Source organism: Rhizobium sp. Leaf262, from assembly GCF_001422245.1.
Classification (GTDB): domain Bacteria; phylum Pseudomonadota; class Alphaproteobacteria; order Rhizobiales; family Rhizobiaceae; genus Agrobacterium.
In genome coordinates, this window is record NZ_LMMM01000012.1 from 80869 (window position 1) to 98187 (window position 17319).

15 protein-coding genes are annotated in these 17319 nt (G+C 57.9%); 6 read left to right on the forward strand and 9 right to left on the reverse strand.

What is annotated here, in order from left to right:
* Positions 1–139: 139 nt before the first annotated feature.
* The 4 genes from ASF29_RS11450 (at position 140) to ASF29_RS11465 (ending at position 4499) form a co-directional block, all read left to right on the forward strand.
* Positions 140–649, forward strand: coding sequence for an NUDIX hydrolase (locus ASF29_RS11450; protein ID WP_200925534.1), 510 nt, complete (start codon positions 140–142; stop codon positions 647–649).
* Between the two features lie 64 nt (positions 650–713).
* Positions 714–2207 carry an inorganic phosphate transporter gene (locus ASF29_RS11455; RefSeq protein ID WP_062450815.1) on the forward strand — a complete coding sequence of 498 codons (1494 nt, stop codon included), beginning with the start codon at positions 714–716 and terminating at the stop codon, positions 2205–2207.
* 42 nt (positions 2208–2249) lie between these two features.
* Positions 2250–2987: a 16S rRNA (uracil(1498)-N(3))-methyltransferase gene (locus ASF29_RS11460; protein WP_062450816.1), complete on the forward strand. Its 738-nt coding sequence runs from the start codon at positions 2250–2252 to the stop codon at positions 2985–2987.
* A 138-nt stretch (positions 2988–3125) separates the two neighbouring features.
* Complete coding sequence (locus tag ASF29_RS11465; protein ID WP_062450817.1) at positions 3126–4499, forward strand: glutamate--cysteine ligase; 1374 nt, start codon at positions 3126–3128, stop codon at positions 4497–4499.
* A 104-nt stretch (positions 4500–4603) separates the two neighbouring features.
* On the opposite strand, the gene ASF29_RS11470 is transcribed toward ASF29_RS11465, so the two are convergent.
* Entirely contained in the window at positions 4604–4885 is a 282-nt protein-coding gene (locus tag ASF29_RS11470; protein WP_062450818.1) for a DUF1127 domain-containing protein, read from the reverse strand.
* A gap of 189 nt (positions 4886–5074) precedes the next feature.
* On the opposite strand from ASF29_RS11470, the gene ASF29_RS11475 reads away from it, so the two are divergent.
* On the forward strand, positions 5075–6025 hold the full coding sequence (locus ASF29_RS11475) for a LysR substrate-binding domain-containing protein (RefSeq protein WP_062450819.1): 951 nt from the start codon (positions 5075–5077) through the stop codon (positions 6023–6025).
* 248 nt (positions 6026–6273) lie between these two features.
* Here the strand turns inward: ASF29_RS11475 and ASF29_RS11480 are convergent, their stop codons facing one another.
* From ASF29_RS11480 to ASF29_RS11495, 4 genes are all read right to left on the reverse strand, one after another.
* The gene (locus tag ASF29_RS11480; RefSeq protein WP_062450820.1) at positions 6274–7152 is read right to left on the reverse strand and encodes a dienelactone hydrolase family protein; all 879 of its coding nucleotides are present in this window, start codon (positions 7150–7152) and stop codon (positions 6274–6276) included.
* A gap of 115 nt (positions 7153–7267) precedes the next feature.
* Positions 7268–7687: an MAPEG family protein gene (locus ASF29_RS11485; protein WP_156462636.1), complete on the reverse strand. Its 420-nt coding sequence runs from the start codon at positions 7685–7687 to the stop codon at positions 7268–7270.
* A gap of 86 nt (positions 7688–7773) precedes the next feature.
* Entirely contained in the window at positions 7774–9279 is a 1506-nt protein-coding gene (guaB, locus tag ASF29_RS11490; RefSeq protein ID WP_062451030.1) for an IMP dehydrogenase, read from the reverse strand.
* 180 nt (positions 9280–9459) lie between these two features.
* A complete protein-coding gene (locus ASF29_RS11495; RefSeq protein ID WP_062450821.1) occupies positions 9460–10464 on the reverse strand; it encodes an MBL fold metallo-hydrolase in 1005 nt (334 codons plus the stop codon).
* A gap of 193 nt (positions 10465–10657) precedes the next feature.
* Here ASF29_RS11495 and ASF29_RS11500 point away from each other — a divergent pair, with 193 nt between their 5' ends.
* Positions 10658–12055 carry an MFS transporter gene (locus ASF29_RS11500; protein WP_062451031.1) on the forward strand — a complete coding sequence of 466 codons (1398 nt, stop codon included), beginning with the start codon at positions 10658–10660 and terminating at the stop codon, positions 12053–12055.
* Positions 12056–12070: 15 nt separating this feature from the next.
* Here ASF29_RS11500 and ASF29_RS11505 read toward each other — a convergent pair whose 3' ends face one another.
* The 4 genes from ASF29_RS11505 to ASF29_RS11520 all read right to left on the reverse strand — a co-directional run bounded on the left by ASF29_RS11505 (position 12071) and on the right by ASF29_RS11520 (position 17301).
* Positions 12071–12865, reverse strand: a complete 795-nt coding sequence (locus ASF29_RS11505) for an RlmE family RNA methyltransferase (protein WP_062450822.1) — start codon at positions 12863–12865, stop codon at positions 12071–12073.
* 1 nt (position 12866) lies between these two features.
* The gene (locus tag ASF29_RS11510; protein ID WP_082453469.1) at positions 12867–14429 is read right to left on the reverse strand and encodes a Ppx/GppA phosphatase family protein; all 1563 of its coding nucleotides are present in this window, start codon (positions 14427–14429) and stop codon (positions 12867–12869) included.
* 199 nt (positions 14430–14628) lie between these two features.
* Positions 14629–15825 carry a hypothetical protein gene (locus ASF29_RS11515; RefSeq protein WP_062450824.1) on the reverse strand — a complete coding sequence of 399 codons (1197 nt, stop codon included), beginning with the start codon at positions 15823–15825 and terminating at the stop codon, positions 14629–14631.
* Between the two features lie 393 nt (positions 15826–16218).
* Positions 16219–17301, reverse strand: coding sequence for a helix-turn-helix transcriptional regulator (locus tag ASF29_RS11520; protein WP_062450825.1), 1083 nt, complete (start codon positions 17299–17301; stop codon positions 16219–16221).
* Between the last annotated feature and the right edge of the window lie 18 nt (positions 17302–17319).

Consider the following 17319-nt stretch of genomic DNA (forward strand, 5'->3'; position numbering starts at 1 on the left):
CGATGCATTGACGTAGGTCCGCGACAGCCGGACAATTAAGCGAATCGTTTAATACCAAAGCCAGCAGCGATCCATCGCGGCTGGCCAATACTTTAGAGTTATCGTATATTAAAACCCGCACCAAAGGACGCGCACGGCTTTGAACATTCTAACCCGATTGGCAAATGATGTCTGCCTGATGCTGCGTCGTCCACCACGCCAGCAATACGCAGCGATTTGCTATCGCCGTAAAAAGAAAACGAACGAATTGGAGGTCCTGCTGCTGACGAGCCGGGACACTGGACGCTGGGTCATTCCCAAGGGCTGGCCGATGGAAGGCAAGAAAGCACATGCAGTAGCGGAGCGCGAGGCTTTTGAAGAAGCGGGCGTTCGCGGCCATGTCGACAAGAACCACTTCGGCTTTTTCGATTACGAGAAAAAACTTCGCAACGGTGTAAAGGTCATTTGCCGCGTGCAGGTTCACCTGCTCGAGGTCGTCGATCTGGTCAAGAACTTTCCCGAGCGGGAAAGTCGAACGCTGGAATGGGTGACGCCACAGGAAGCGTCGCTCCGCGTCAACGAGCCTGAACTGAAAGAACTTTTCCTTTCCTTCGGCAAGCAAATGGCGCAAACACAACAGCAGCCCGACCAAAAAACCGTAAGCTTGTAACTTCATACATCATGCCGCTCCTGCGCCTGCAAACGCGGCAAAAGCCGCAGACGAAAGCAGACCCATGGCGCAGCCTCCCTCTCCCCGCATGAAACCGACTCTGGACAAGGATCTGGAGAAGATGACGCGTGTCGAGGAAGCTACGTTTCACATCACCGATCGCCTGACAGCACCCGGTGTCGGCTTGCTGTTCCTGATCATGACCGCCGTCTTTGCCAGTGCCTACGTCATGGGGACACGCGGCGGCATGATCGTCATCGCGGCGTCGATCATCGGTGCCTACATGGCCATGAACATCGGCGCAAAGGATGTGGCCAACAACGTCGGCCCCGCGGTCGGCGCAAAAGCGATACCGATCGGCGTTGCGCTGGTCGTCGCCGCAATCTGTGAAGTGGCGGGGGCACTGATCACCGGCGGCAATGTGGTGGAAACCATTTCGCGCGGCATCATCAGCATCAATACCATTCCCGATCCGGAAATTTTCACGTGGGCGATGCTGGCGGCGCTGATCACGGCGGCATTGCTCGTCAATCTCTCCAATCTGGTCAAGGCGCCGATTTCCACCACGCATACCGTGGTGGGCGGGGTGGCAGGAGCAGGAACCGCAGCCTACGGCTTCGGCGCAGTGGATTGGTTTTCGCTGTCCAAGATTGCCATGGCCTGGATGACGACGCCCTTCATCAGCGCCTTTTTCGCGGTCATGTTCCTCGCCTTCATCAAGGAGTTCATCATTTACCGTGAGGACAAGATTGCGGCTGCACAAAAATGGGTTCCGGTGCTTCTCGGGGTCATGAGCGGCGTCTTCACGGCTTATCTCATCTGGGTTGGGCTGCACAACGTCGTCATCGTGCCCATGAGCACCGTAAGCCTCATCGGCTTTGCGGTGGGGCTGATCGGCTGGCGGCTTTGTGTGCCGCTGATCCGAAACCAGTCTCAGGGACTTGAAAACCGCAATCAGTCGCTGCGCAAACTGTTTCAGTGGCCGTTGATCTTTGCCGCAGCCATGATGTCCTTTGCCCATGGTGCCAATGACGTTTCCAACGCAATCGGACCGGTGGTCGCCATCGTGCGCGCCATGCAGGGTCAGGTTGTCGGCGATACGGCACGGGCGCCGGAATGGGTAATGCTGATCGGCGCATTCGGACTGTCCTGCGGCATTCTTCTGTTTGGACCACGCCTCATTCGTCTGGTGGGCGAGCAGATCACCAAGCTTAATCCGATGCGCGCCTTTTGCGTGTCGGTGTCCACGGCGTTGACGGTGCTGGTCGCCTCACGCTTCGGCATCCCCGTCAGCACGACGCACACGGCAATCGGCGCGATTTTCGGCGTCGGCTTTTTTCGCGAATGGTATACGCAGCGCGCGCGAAGCCGTCTGGAACCGGCACGAGTAGAACCGGGCGACGATGAAGACAATGAAAACACCTCTGAAGTCCGTCGCCGCTACCTGGTGCGACGTTCACACTTCATGACGATCGTCGCCGCATGGGTTATTACCGTTCCCACCAGCGCCGCCCTGGCGGCGGCGCTTTATGGAATTATGTATATGCTGTTCGTATGACGCGCGAGGTCGCGTTGCGGGCAATCGAGACAGAAGAGACACATGCGCGCCAATTTTCGAATGCAGCGGCTTTTCGTGAGCCATGCCCTGACCGCCGGTGAAGCGGTCGAGGCTGACAGCGACCAGTTCAACTATCTCGCCAATGTGCTGCGCATGACCGACGGCGCTGAAATTCTTCTGTTCAATGGGCGTGACGGCGAGTGGAAAGCCACCCTTTCCTACCCCACCCGCAAGAAAATCCTGCTGATGGCGACCGAACAGACCAGACCGCAGCCGAGCAAACCCGATCTTCACTATCTTTTTGCGCCGCTTAAAACCGGGCGCATGGACTATCTTGTCCAAAAGGCCGTGGAAATGGGTGCCGGTCTGTTGCAACCGGTCATGACCCAGCATGTGCAGGGCAAGATCACCAATCTCGACAAGCTGCGCGCCAATGTGACGGAAGCCGCCGAACAATGCGGCATTCTGGCGATTCCCGCCGTGGAAGAGCCCGTGAAACTGAAAGATCTGCTGGACACATGGCCTGCTGACCGTCGCATCATCTATTGCGACGAAGGAGACGAGGGGCAGAACCCCTTGGCTGTCCTCAACCAGATAGAAGAAAGGCAAATCGCGCTTCTGGTCGGCCCCGAAGGCGGCTTTTCAGGGCAGGAGCGGCACATGCTGCGCAATCATCCGTGCGTGACACCCATCCCGCTTGGACCACGCATCCTGCGGGCCGATACGGCAGCGGTGGCAGCGCTTGCTGTCATTCAGGCGACGTTGGGCGATTGGAAGTAGACACCGATCCGTCACGGCAACGGCACAAAACAAACCTACTATCCCATGCTTAAAAGAAATTCATTTGCGTGCGGCCCTGCAGCACCCTATCAGCAAAATTAAAAGCCCGACCGGCACAATCGACCACAAGGTAATTCCATGGCCCGCGACACCACCGACCAGACACCGATTTCCTCTGCGCAGGAATTGACCGATTATCTGGCGGAAGGCTGCAAGCCGGTCGAGAAATTCCGTATCGGCACCGAGCACGAGAAATTCGCCTTCTTCAAGGACGACAACACGCCGGTTCCCTATTTCGGCGACGCCAGCATTTCGGCTCTTCTGAAAGGCATGCAGGCGAAACTGGGATGGGATCCCATCATCGATGAGGGCAACATTATCGGCCTTGGCGAACCCTCCGGCATGGGCGCGATTTCCATCGAACCGGGCGGCCAGTTCGAACTATCAGGCGCGCCGTTGGAAAACCTGCACGAGACCTGCAAGGAATCCAACCGACATCTGGCGACCGTGCGCGAGATTGCCGAGCCGATGGGTATTCGTTTCCTCGGGATCGGTGGCAGTCCGCTGTGGACTTATGACGAAACGCCGCAGATGCCAAAATCCCGTTATGCCATCATGACCCGCTATATGCCCAAGGTCGGCACGCAGGGTCTCGACATGATGTACCGCACCTGCACGATCCAGGTGAACCTCGACTTCTCATCTGAAGACGACATGCGCCAAAAGATGCGCGTTTCGATGAAACTTCAGTCGCTGGCAACCGCCCTGTTCGCATCCTCGCCTTTCACAGAGGGAAAGCCGAACGGTCTGCTCTCCTGGCGTGGCGATATCTGGCGCGATACCGACAACCGCCGGTCCGGCGTGCTGCCCTTTGCCTTCAAGCCGGACTTCGGTTTCAAGGACTATGTCGAGTGGGCGCTGGATGTGCCGATGTATTTCATCGTGCGCGACGGCAAATATCGCGACTGTACCGACATTACCTTCCGCCAGTTCATGGCCGGTGCGCTGAAAGGCCAGATTACCGAATGGCAGCCCAATCTGGGTGACTGGACCAATCATCTTTCGACCCTCTTCCCCGATGTTCGTCTGAAGCGGTTCCTCGAAATGCGTGGCGCCGACGGTGGCCCATGGCGTCGCATCTGCGCCCTGCCTGCCTTCTGGGTCGGCCTGCTTTATGATGACAGCGCGCTTAGCGCCGCAGATGCATTGACGGCAGACTGGACTGTCGAAGACGTCATCGGCATGCGCGATGCCGTGCCTACGCAGGGTCTGAAGGCATCTGTCGCAGGTCGCTCCCTGCTGGATGTCGCGCGCGAAACCGTATCGATTTCCCGCGATGGCCTGCGCAACCGCAAGCGCTTCAACGAGGACGGACAGGACGAAAGCGTGTTCCTCAACCCGCTGGATGAGGTTCTGGCGAAGAAGGCGACGATGGCTGAGGATTTGCTGGCGCTTTACAATGGCCGCTGGAACCAGTCTGTCCTGCCGGTGTTCGACGAGTACCAATACTGATCCGCATGCATAAAAAAGCCCGGTGCGGCTTGGGACCGAACACCGGGCAAAAGGCAGGGCTTATTGGCAAATCACCCTGCGGGGAAACTGTATGAGGCGGTGGCTTACAACGCCTTTGCCGCGGCCATTCTGGCACAGCGGGCAAGCTGCGTTGTTGGATCGTCCGTAAGCCTCAAATTGAGCGCAGTCCTGACATCGTTGCGGGTCAGGCCGATATCTGCCAGTTGATGGTCATCCATCTCCATAAGGCGATTGGCCTTCATGCGATTGGCGATGCGGCGCAGAAACGTCACGAAACCTTTGCGTACCGTCGCCACGACCTGCTGCCCGGAAGCTGCACGCGGTGCGATCAAACCCAGTTCCATTCTCCGTTCTGCCGTGCGCATGACACTATCCCTTCATTTAGGCACGATGAGGCACCGCCTTCACACCCATCGTGAAAGCCGCCAGTTCGGTCATCGGCGGATGACCATTTGGTTATTTGATGTTTCGAGCGTCAAAATGTCGCAAGACCATTGATCAGTCCAACGAATGTTTCTAATGTCAGTCATCAATCATTCTTATGGGTGACCGCCATGTCCGCACCTCTCGACATAGATCAGCTGCACACCTTCATCGCCATCGTCGATTCCGGCAGCTTCACCAAAGCCGCCGACCGGGTTTTCAAGACGCAATCAGCCGTTTCCATGCAGATGCGACGCTTGGAAGAACGCTTGGGAAAACAGCTGTTTGCGAAGGATGGACGTGGCAACCGGCTAACAGCGGAAGGCGAAAAGCTGATGCACTACGCCCGCCGTATCATCCGCCTCAACAATGAAGCCGTCGCTGCCTTTGATGACAACCGGCTGGAAGGCACGCTGCGCATCGGCACACCGGATGATTATGCCGACCGCTACATGCCGGAGATCATCGGTCGCTTTGCCAAGACCCATCCGAATGTCGAGCTCTACATCGTCTGTGAGCCATCCGTCAGCCTTGCGGAGAAGATGGCACGCGGCGAGCTGGATATCGCGCTCGTCACCCACAATCCACGCGCCCGTACCTCCGATATCGTTCGCACCGAACCGCTCTGCTGGGTGGCCTCCGCCAACCATCCGCTGCGCGACGATGTCCCCGTGCCGCTGGCGGTCGGACGTCGTGATTGTCACTGGCGGCAACTGGCCGCCTCGGCACTCGATGCCGATGGCCGCGATTATCAGGTTCTGTTTACAAGCTGGTCCTCCACCGTCATAGCCGCCGCCGTTCTCGCTGGAATGGCCGTTTCGGTGCTGCCAGAATCCACACTGCGAACAGGCATGAAGGTGCTGACATCAGCAGATGGCTTCCCGCCGTTGCCGCCGGTCCAGATCGGCCTGATGAAACGCCCCGGCCTCTCGCCTTCGCTCATAAACGCTATTACCGACCACATCACCGCGTGTCTGGACAACATTTCGCTGGCATCACCGCCGGAGGAGTTGGATGCGGAGATCAAGTCGTTTCCGAAGCTGGCACGGGTGCGGACGGGGCAGTTGGCTCCGGGGTGGTGATGGGTTTTTGGCGGCTAGATAGTAGGTAACTGCGAGTGTGATTTACCCCCCTCTGTCCTGCCGGACATCTCCCCCACAAGGAGGGAGATCGGCCAGACGCGTGATCTCCACTCTATCCGCAGCCTTCGAGATGGGCGAAAGGTCTCAACGAGTCGATCTCCCCACCTGTGGGGGAGATGTCCGGCAGGACAGAGGGGGGTGAAGCCACACCCGCCGCACTATCCATCCTCGACCACCCCTCACCCAAATCACCCTAAATTCTTCCGAAAGAAATCCACCGTCCGGCTCCACGCCAGATCCGCAGCCTTCTTGTCGTACCGCGCACTGGACGTATCATTGTTGAACGCGTGGTTGACGCCATCATAGACGAAGATTTCGAACGTCTTGCCATTGGCTTCCAGCGCCTCGCGATAAGCATCTATGCCCGCGTTGATGCGTTCATCCAGACCGGCATAGTGCAGCAGCAAAGGGGCCTTGATGGGCGGGACGTCTTCTGCCGGGGGCTGGGCGCCGTAATAGGCGACGCCGGCATTGAGACCAGCTGACTTGGTAGCCAGACGATTGACGAGGCCCCCGCCCCAGCAGAAGCCGACAGCGCCGACCTTGCCGTTGGCACCCTGACGTTTGGATAGCCACACACGCGTCGCCTCCGCATCAGCAACGGTGGCGTTCATATCAAGACCGCTGAACATTTCACGCGCCTTGTCTTCGTCGGCTGGCGTGCCGCCCTGCGGCGACAGAAAATCGGGCGCGAGCGCCACGAAACCTTCCAGCGCCATCCGGCGGGCGACATCGCGGATATGTTCGTTGAGGCCACGGTTTTCGTGAATGACGATGACGGAGCCCAGCGGCGCAGATGCAGCCTTGGGCGTGACGAGATAGCCCTTCATCTCACCCTTTGCGCCGGGATAGGTCACGTTTTCCGCGCTCAGACGGGCATCGGTTTCCGGAACGATGGCGGCCTGCGCGCCGCTTGCCGCCAGCATGGGCGCAATGGCCGCGGCGGCGGCACCGGAGCCTGCCAGAAGTGAGAGCTTTTCCATGAATTTGCGTCGGTCGAGGCTGAGATGGGTGTACTCATCATAGGCATCGATCATTGCCTGTGTGATCTTTGGCTTGTCGGTCATCATCTTCTCCCATGTGAACGGCCACGGGCGAGACTAGCCTAAACGAAAGCAAAGGGATGCAAGGCTTCGGGATCGGAAAAACAATTTTTCGCGATCCCGTAGGCGATGCCGAGTGCTATTCCAGTGCGAGCCAGACGACCATCCAGCCCCACATCAGGACGAGTGCTGCAAAACTCACTGCAAAGGCAGGTGCACGGTAGCGCAGGCGGTTGCTGGTGACATGCACATAGGAATGCGCGTAGCGGGCGATGACGAAGATCCATGCGAGAATGATGGTGCCGATATTGTCCGCATCCGTGATGTAAAGCAGCAGGCACACCGCATGAAACAGCATGGGAATTTCGAACTGGTTGGCGATGTTCTTGTTGACGAGCTGGCTCTGAACCGCCTCTTCCCCTGCATCGCGAAAGCGTTTGAAGGCGTCCTTGTCGGTGAATGTAAACTTCTTGCGGCGAATGAAGAGCAGGACATAGAGACCGAAAACCAGAAAGGCGTGGGCTATCATGGGCCAGAACATTGCGGTTGTCGGTGACATATCTCTTCCTTTCAGCAAAACGCTCTCCGAACGGGTCTGTTCGGAGAGCGTGTATCTATTGGCATGTTACGTTTGTGGACGAAAGATCAAACTGCGCCGGGGTAGTTCGGGCTCTCGCGGGTGATCGTGACGTCATGGGCGTGGCTTTCGCGCAGGCCTGCACCGGAGATGCGCACGAAGGTGGCGCGCTCCTGGAAGTCCTTGATGGTGCCGCCGCCGACATAACCCATGGCAGCCTTGAGGCCGCCAGCCAGCTGGTGCAGCACGCCGGAGACCGGGCCCTTGTAGGGAACCTGACCTTCAATGCCTTCGGGAACCAGCTTCAGCGTATCGCGCACTTCCGCCTGGAAGTAACGGTCTGCCGAGCCGCGTGCCATGGCACCAACGGAGCCCATGCCGCGATAGGCCTTGAAGGAACGGCCCTGATAGAGGAACACTTCGCCCGGGCTTTCATCCGTACCCGCCAGCAGCGAGCCGATCATGACGGCGGATGCACCGGCGGCGATGGCCTTGGCCAGGTCGCCCGAGAACTTGATGCCGCCATCGGCGATGACAGGAATATCAGCCGCCTGCGCCGCTTCGACCGCCGACATGATGGCCGCAAGCTGCGGAACGCCGACGCCGGCGACGATACGCGTGGTGCAGATCGAGCCCGGGCCGATACCGATCTTGACCGCATCCGCACCGGCATCGATCAGCGCCTTGGTGCCATCGGCCGTGGCCACGTTGCCAGCGATGATGCGAACCGAATTCGACATCTTCTTGACGTGCGTAACGGCGTCGAGAACGCGCTGGGAGTGACCATGGGCGGTATCGACCACCAGAAGGTCGACACCGGCTGCAATGAGGCGTTCTGCACGTTCGATGGCGTCAGCCCCCACGCTGATGGCGGCAGCGGCGCGAAGACGACCCTGCGCATCCTTGGTGGCGTTGGGGTTGAGCTGCGACTTTTCGATATCCTTGACGGTGATGAGGCCGACACAGTTGCCTTGACCATCCACCACGACCAGTTTTTCGATGCGGTGCTTGTGAAGAAGCTGGCGGGCTTCCTGTTGATCGACACTGCTTTCCTTGACGGTCACAAGATTTTCGCGCGTCATCAGCTCGTAAATCTTCTGGGCCGGATCGGATGCGAAGCGCACATCTCGGTTGGTAAGGATACCGACGAGACGACCGGCCTTGTGCCCGCCCGCACCGCCATTTTCAACAACCGGAATGCCCGAAATACCATGGGATTTCATCAGAGCCTGCGCCTCGGCAAGCGTGGCATCCGGGCCGATGGTGACAGGGTTGACGACCATGCCGCTTTCGAACTTCTTGACCTGGCGAACTTCTTCGGCCTGTTCGATGGGGGTGAGGTTGCGGTGGATGACGCCAATGCCGCCGGCCTGGGCCATGGCGATCGCAAGGCGACCTTCAGTGACCGTATCCATTGCTGAGGATAAGATCGGCAGGTTCAACTCGATATCGCGGGCAATGCGGGTGGAGATATTCGTCTGACCCGGCATCACTTCAGAATGCCCCGGCTGCAGAAGCACATCGTCGAACGTCAGGGCGTCGAGACCGGTTGGGGTTTGGATAATGCGTGCCATGGCCAAATTCCTGTTTTGAAAATGCATAGCCGTTCCGGAACGATACGTTCACCCCGGCGGCCCTTGCAAAGGATTGCTTGGAAGTTGGCGAGGGCTCGTAACACGTTCATGACAGGAAGGGAATAGAAAAAACCCGGATGCGAAATCCGGGCTTCTCCTGTTGCTGCATTGCAGCAGATATCAGATGTCGAACTGGTAGGATTTGGGGACGAAACGATAACCGACGTCCTGTTTCTCCGCGTAACCGACCGCAGGAAACGGCATGTGATAACCGAGGAACGGCAGGCGGTCCGTGGCGATCATGTCGAAGACCTTCTTGCGGCTGGCAGCAGCGGCAGCCTTGTCCATGTCGAACTTCACTTCCCAATCCGGGCGCTGAAGCGACAGGACGAAGTGGTTGGCGGTATCGGCCGTCAGCACCAACTGCTTACCTTCCGACTCGACACGGAAAATCATGTGGCCGGGCGAATGGCCGAAGGCGGCAACGCTGGTAATGCCGGGAACGACCGTTGCACCATCACCGATGAACGTCGCCTTTTCGGCCAGCGGCTTGACGTTGGCCAGCACGCCTTTCTGCCCGCCCTCTGCGGGAGTGCCGACGCGCTTGGCGTCCGTCCAGAAATCATATTCAGCCTGGCCCATGACATAACGTGCCTTCGGGAAGGCCGGAGCGCCCTTTTCCATCAGGCCGCCAATATGGTCGCCGTGCATATGCGTCAGCACCACCACGGTCACGTCTTCTGGCTTGTAACCTGCGGCAGCAAGGCCTTCGAGCAGACGACCATTGCCTGCTTCACGACCGCTTTCGCCAAAGCCCGTATCGAACAGCACCATGTCAGACCCTGTATTGATGAGTGCTGGAGAGAAGCTGTTGACGAACTGATCCTTGGGAAGGAAATTCTTGTCCAGCAATTCACCCACAGCGTCGGCACTCTGATTGGTACCGAATGTCTCGTTGGGCTTGCCTGACGCACGGGCTCCGTCCTTTACGACGAGAATTTCAAAATTTCCGAGTTTGAAGCGGTTTGTTTCGGGTGGCATGGCGTGATCGACCTTCATGGATGTTTGTGGTTGGGTTGCCTGTGCAAACGCCGTACCGCCTCGCAGGACGAACGGTGCTGCGATAACCCCAAGTCCCGCCGAGGCAAAAAGGCCCCGCCTATTCATCTTTAAAAAACTGCTCATGAAAATCCTCCATTGATCGAGACGATATGCGACGCACCATCACCCGTAAAGCGCCCAGAATGTGCAGAAAAGAGAGCCCTCACACAGACGTGATGGAAAGGCGAAAATTGCCGAATGTTTAGTTGGCAAAGCCTGCGCATGGGCGTAGGTAAAGGAAAAGACCTTGCAGGATGCGGTGCGCCGCAATCATCTCATGAACCGCATCATTCCACTCATACTGGCCGTCGCCCTTTTCATGGAGCAGATGGATTCCACCGTCATCGCGACATCGCTGCCGGCAATCGCTGCCGATCTCAATGTCGGGCCGATTACCCTGAAGCTGGCCCTAACCTCCTATATGGTGGCGCTGGCGATATTCATTCCCATCAGCGGATGGATGGCGGACAAGTTCGGCGCGAAGAAAATCTTCCGCATCGCGATTGCCATTTTCGTCATGGGCTCCATCTGCTGCGCGGTCTCGTCTTCGGTGGTCGAATTCGTCATCTCCCGCTTCCTGCAGGGCATGGGCGGGGCGATGATGACACCGGTCGGACGTCTGGTTCTGCTGCGCACCACCAAGCGCACCGAACTCGTCTCGGCCATGGCGCTGCTGACAATCCCCGGTCTCGTCGGGCCGCTGACCGGCCCACCCATTGGCGGCTTCATCACCACCTATTTCTCCTGGCACTGGATTTTTCTCATCAACGTGCCCATCGGCGTCATCGGCATCTGGCTGGCAACGATCTTTCTGCCGGAGATCGACACCACCAATCCGCCGCCCATGGATACCAAAGGCTTCATCCTTTCGGGCATCGCCGCATCGGGCGTGGTTTTCGGCGTTTCCGTCGTCAGCCTGCCTGCTTTGCCGCCCTATGTCGGCATCGCGGCCACGATCATCGGCTTCATCTGCGGCTACTGGTATGTGCAGCACGCAAAGAACCACCCCGCGCCGATCCTAGACTTCAAGATTTTCCAGAACGCGACATTCCGGGCAGCGTCTGTCAGCGGAACGATCTTCCGCATCTCGACGGGGGCCATCCCCTTCCTCATGCCGCTGATGTTGCAGATCGGCTTCGGGCTCAACCCGTTCCAATCCGGCATGATTACCTTTGCAGGCGCCATCGGTGCCATCACCACCAAATTCATGGCGCGAGGCGTCTTTGCGGCCACGGGTTTTAAATCCGTGCTGATCAGCGCGGGCATCGTCGGTGCCTGTACCACGCTGGCCAATTCCTTCTTCACTCACAACACACCCTATCCGCTGATCATGATCTTTCTGGTCACGGCAGGTTTTGCCCGCTCCTTCTTCTTCACCGGAACGAACGCGCTCAGCTACTCCGACATCGACGATTCACAGGCAAGTCAGGCGACCTCGATGGCGTCCGTGTTGCAGCAGATCAGCCTGGCGCTGGGTGTGGCCTTTGCCGCGACCATTCTTGAGGTCAGCAGCTTCATGTCTGGCTCGCATTTGCAGCTGGCAGATTTCCATACCGCATTCATGATCGTGGCTGGCGTATCGCTGATCGCCATTACACCGCTCATCGCGATGGACCGCAGCGCAGGGGCCGCCGTTTCCGGCCATCGCGAAAAGGCATCGCAGCCAGCGGAATAACGATATGCGCTGGTTTCAGCGCATATCCATGTCTTCGTAGTCGTCATCCCGTGGATCGGGACCCAGTTCGACGGTGTCGAGATCGACATCCTGTTTCCGCGTCGTGGCGTCGCCGGGTTTTCTGCCCTTGAAGTGCTTGGCGAGCAGGAACATTTCCACCGATTCAGAGCGCGACGATGCGGGCTTGATGTGAATGACCTGCTTGAAGTTCTGCTTGAGCATATCCAGCAGAGCTTTTTCCGTACCGCCCTGGAAGGTCTTGGCAAGGAAATGCCCGCCTTCGGCCAGGACCTGAACGGCAAAGTCGGCAGCCACTTCGCACAGATGCATGGTACGGATATGGTCGGTTTTCTGGTGGCCGGTGGTGGGTGCCGCCATATCGGAGAGAACAAGATCAGGCGTGCCGCCGACGGCGTCCATCAGGCGCTCAGGCGCAGCCGGATCGAGAAAGTCGAGATGCAAGATCTTGACGCCGGGGATGGGATCGAGCTCGAGGAAGTCGATGGCCGCAACGCGAATATCGTCTTCGGTCGAATCCGTGACCTTGGCGGCAATCTGCGACCAGCTTCCGGGAGCCGCACCCAGATCGATGATGCGGCGCGCGCCCTTCAAGATCTGATGCTTGTCGTTGATCTCCAGCAGCTTGAACGCCGCTCGCGCGCGGTAGCCCTCCAGCTTTGCGCGCTGAACATAAGGATCGTTGATGTGACGCTCGATCCAGGCGCGTGAAGAAGGCTTCAGCTTCGCCTTCTTAACCTTCTGCCCGATCTTGCGTCCGGTACGGTTGGTACTCGTGGGCGCCTTGCTCATATCAACCTTTCCGTTCCGGTTTGCCCTGCATCTGCGCACGGCGAATTCTGTTGCGGCGCCATGCGCCATCATCTGCCATCATATCCGTCAAAAGCCCTTCGCGAAGCCCCCTGTCCGCCACCCGCATGCGCCGCGCGGGCCAACGCCTGCGGATTGCTTCCAGAATGGCGCAGCCGGCCAGCACCAGATCGGCCCGATCCGGCCCGATGCAGGCATTGGCTGCGCGGCCTGCAAAATCCCATGCCAGTAGCTTGTCCTGCATGGCTGTGACTTCGTCGTCGGAAAGCCACAGTCCGTCCACCCGCCTGCGATCATAGCGCGGCAGGTCCAGATGCACGCCCGCCAGTGTCGTCACCGTTCCCGATGTTCCGATCAGGTGAAAATCCTCGTGCGGCAGGTCCTCGCCAAGTGGCGGGCAGTGAAACGAATTCAGCAGGCCCTCGACCTCACCCACCATGGCGGCAAAGACATCCGGTGTCACATCGCGTCCGCCATGCCGCTCGGAAAGGGTCACCACGCCAACGGGCAGTGAGGTCCAATGCGTAATGTGGTTGGCAAGCCTGTTGGACCGGTTTTCGCCCACGCGGATTACCGCTATCTCCGACGAGCCGCCACCGATATCGAACAAGACGACCGAACGCGCCTCGCGTCCGACAAGGGACGAGCAACCGGATACCGCAAGACGGGCCTCCGTCTCGCGGCTGATGATTTCCAGCTGAAGTCCCGTTTCGCGGGTGACGCGCGACAGGAATTCTTCCCCGTTGACGGCTTGGCGGCAGGCTTCCGTCGCGATCAACCGCATACGTCGGATCGAGCGACCGGCCAGCTTGGAGGCGCAGATGCGCAGCGCCTCGACGGCCCGGTCCATCGCGTCATCAGACAAGCGACCGGTTGTAACCAGCCCTTCTCCCAGTCGTACGATGCGCGAAAACGCGTCCACCACGCGAAACTGGCCCGGGCGGGTCGGCTGCGCGATGAGGAGCCGACAATTGTTCGTTCCGAGGTCAAGCGCCGCATACATATCGGCATTCGTATCCACGCCGGTCTCGCGGTAATGCGCCTGAGCGCGACCGTGACCCCGTCCCGACTGATCTGACGTCGAAGGAGAATGGGCGGGTGACGCAGCTCCGCTGGACCGAGCGGAAGACTTCGGCGCATGCGTGGGCACAAGCGGCCTGCCTTGCGGGCCACGGTGCGAACGCTTTCCACCATGCGACTTGCGCTTGCCTGGAGACGGTTGCGGTTGAGCGGAAGCATCGACGCCAACACTGACGGCAGAGCCTGCAACACCATCATGAGAGGCCTGCCCTCCCCCCTGACCACGGGACCGCCTGCGCCGCTTGCGCTTTCGCGGTTCGGAGTCACGCTCCGGATGGCCAGTGGTTGTGGAATCTGCGCGGGAATCGGCATTATGAAGCTGCGGCGAAACAGACGCGTCACGGGGCTTACCGTTACGCCTGCTCTTGCCACGACGGGAACGCTTGGCATTCCCTTTTTCCACCGCCGACGCCCCTGATTCCGACGGCTTTATGCCGTTACCGGGGTCAGTCACTGTTCTATCCATTCCGCCGCGCGAAAGCCTGAAGCGATGCTGCTGGCGTCCATAAAGGTTACGTTGGTGCAACCATACCAGCGCAAGGCATTTTAGCCAACAGATTTTTGGCAGCAGCCCGCAGAGCGGCACTCCAAAGCCAACCACGGCATCCAGACGCGGGAACCACGGAAGCGGTCCAACCCGCGTCTGATGTCAACCCTTCTGGAACTCAGGCTGGATTGAATACGGGAAAAGTCTTTCTGTCGATGTGGTAGATCGCCAGATAGTCGTTCTGCTTAAAGAAGTCCGGATTCTGAGAATAGGCCAAGGCGTTTGTCCATCGCATCGGATGGATCTGCTGATGGACGCCAGCAACCATTTTGGCCCCGCAGAACTCCATGGCGTGATTGACCCCGTTCACAAGCTTGAATGAAAAACCACCATGCAAGACCATGTAGAATTGGTAGGTTATGTGATCGAAGACACTATGATTCAGTCGCTCCACAAATTGGAGGCTTGGATTCCAGCCAATCCAATCCAGAAAGCCTGGGACGCTCTGCGAAGCGTAGACCGGAATATCCCACCACCAGGTGTAAACGGTCCAATCTCGAGACATGGTTTGAATGGTTTGTAAATCTTCGACAGGTGCAAGCGCCACGGACGACGCATGCATGATGTGACGCTCGGCAAGATTGTCGACACCCAGCGATCCAGCATACCACGTCGCCTTGTTGATGACCTCTTCTGCTGCAGCGGTCCAGCCTGTTGGGCTGAGGATGAAGGTTTCAGCATCCACGCAAAGAAGATAATCGTAATATGGATGCGTCAGCGACAGCGCAAGGAACTTCTTGATCGTCGGCCATACCCGCTTTTCAGCGATGTCCGACATCGCGCTACCTGAAAAATAATCTGCTAGGACGATGGAGGCGTAATTTAGGAACGGAGATGCCTGATGCATTTCCTTGAATTGCATGCGGTCCGCGTCGGTCGAAAACACGAAAACAATATCGTAGTCCGCGCCCATGCTCTGGAACAGCAAATTGACGCCATAAATGAAATAGGCGTCATGGATGGGGACGATAAGCGCGGTCCGGTTCTTCGGTTTCTCAACCTCCACGCTTTCCTTCAGTTCGTTGAAACGAATGTCGCTGGAGAGTGCGAACCGTCCCTCCATTTCAATTTTTCCATCGACAGATTTGATCGTGTCGAATCGTGTCGACACCTGTGCGCTCTTATTGAGGAACTCAACCGCTCCACCCTTGACGCGCCAGGTATGCTCGTTGTCGTGGGAGTAACCTTTGAGCCAACCACCACTTTCAAAGGCAATGCGGGATGCGAATACATCGCCGGCGCCAGCCTGCCCGAAAGTCCACAACCGCTCCTTCATCAATCGCTCAAGCGACAGATCGTCAAGCTCAACACTCATCATTCACTCCATCTACTGTTGATAGGTGGATAGAAGAGAAAACTTGCTTGAAGCTGATGCGTTACAGTTGCAAATAATGAGACTCATCAAATATAAATATCGCTGAATATTCAGAAAAATCAGATTTTGACAGCTTTATCTGCGGACGACGCAATATATTCTTGCGGTGGCGTCAATACATTCCCGATGGGAAAGGGAAAATTCGACCTTTTCTCAACGTCCACAACCACACAAAAATTTACAATTAAAAAAAGCGGCATGCCTTCTGGACATTAAACAATTGACTTCACTGGATAAAGTCAATCGCACTTGCCCTTGTGGTTTGTCGGGTTGCGATAGATCATCTTCTGGCCATTCCTTATCATCTTCGGCATCAAGCGGGGCCACACCTCGTCAAAGCGGCCTGATGCTGGCAATTGCCGCCAAGAAATCCGCCTGACGCGGCATGCCGGACTTCGATAGAATGGCTTTGACGTGCGTGCGTACGGTCTCCGTGCTGACGGAGAGTTGCGCGGCTGTTGCCTTTACATCCTGCCCCGCCGCCAACATTCGCGCTACCTTTGCCTCGGAAGGCGTGAGATCGAACAGCCCCTGGATAGTTTCGGCAGAAGGTACGCGTTGGCGATCGATGGGCGTTACAATCATCAACACCGCCGCATTGGTAAAGATGTCGCGGGCATTCCCCTCCACGGAAACGATATGAATGACCGCCGGCGGCTGCTCGTTCAAATGCGGCAGGGGAAATGAGAGGCTGGCCAGGCTTCCCTGAAAGCGATGCCGATTCAAGATATCCAGCAGAAGTATGTTGGCAGGTGAATGATGAAAGCGGACTTGACCGAAGGCGGAACTGGTAATTTGCGGCGTCATGTCCTCCAGCAGGCGGTTCGTGCCGATGATACGTCCATCGGCCTGGAGAACCGCTGCGGGCAAGCCGCTGATTTGCAGTGCTTCCATGGCGGCATTGATGCGCTCGAATTCCAGCCGGCTCGACATCATGGCTGCACGCGCCAAATGTGGGCGCAACTGATCGAGATAGGAAATGGCGGCCGCAGTGACCGGGCCAGTCACCTGCTTTTTCTCCACCGCGAAAATCATCCGGTCACCGCTGGGCACGGTAATGAAGGTTGACGTTCCAAAACCATAACCAAGCGGACGCATCACCTCTGTGAAAATCGGCTGGGTGTTGCATTCTTCCTCGGTGAAATATTGCGACTCGTCGATAAAGCCCTGATGATCGATCGTCAGGAGCTTTTCGGCACGCGTGTTTCGCGTAATCCAGCCCTCTCGGAGCATTTTCTGATCGAGGTCTTCCAGCGCTGCAGATGCTATCACCCTGCTTGATTGCGCATTTGAGTTGAACAGCGCACTCCCGTGAGAATTGGCAGCCTTCGCCATCTCATCAAGAACCTGAACCCACATTTCCGGCACGAAGGCGGCTTCGTAGATGAGGTCCAGCATTCTGGCGATATCGTGCATCTTATCGGTCCCGGACGT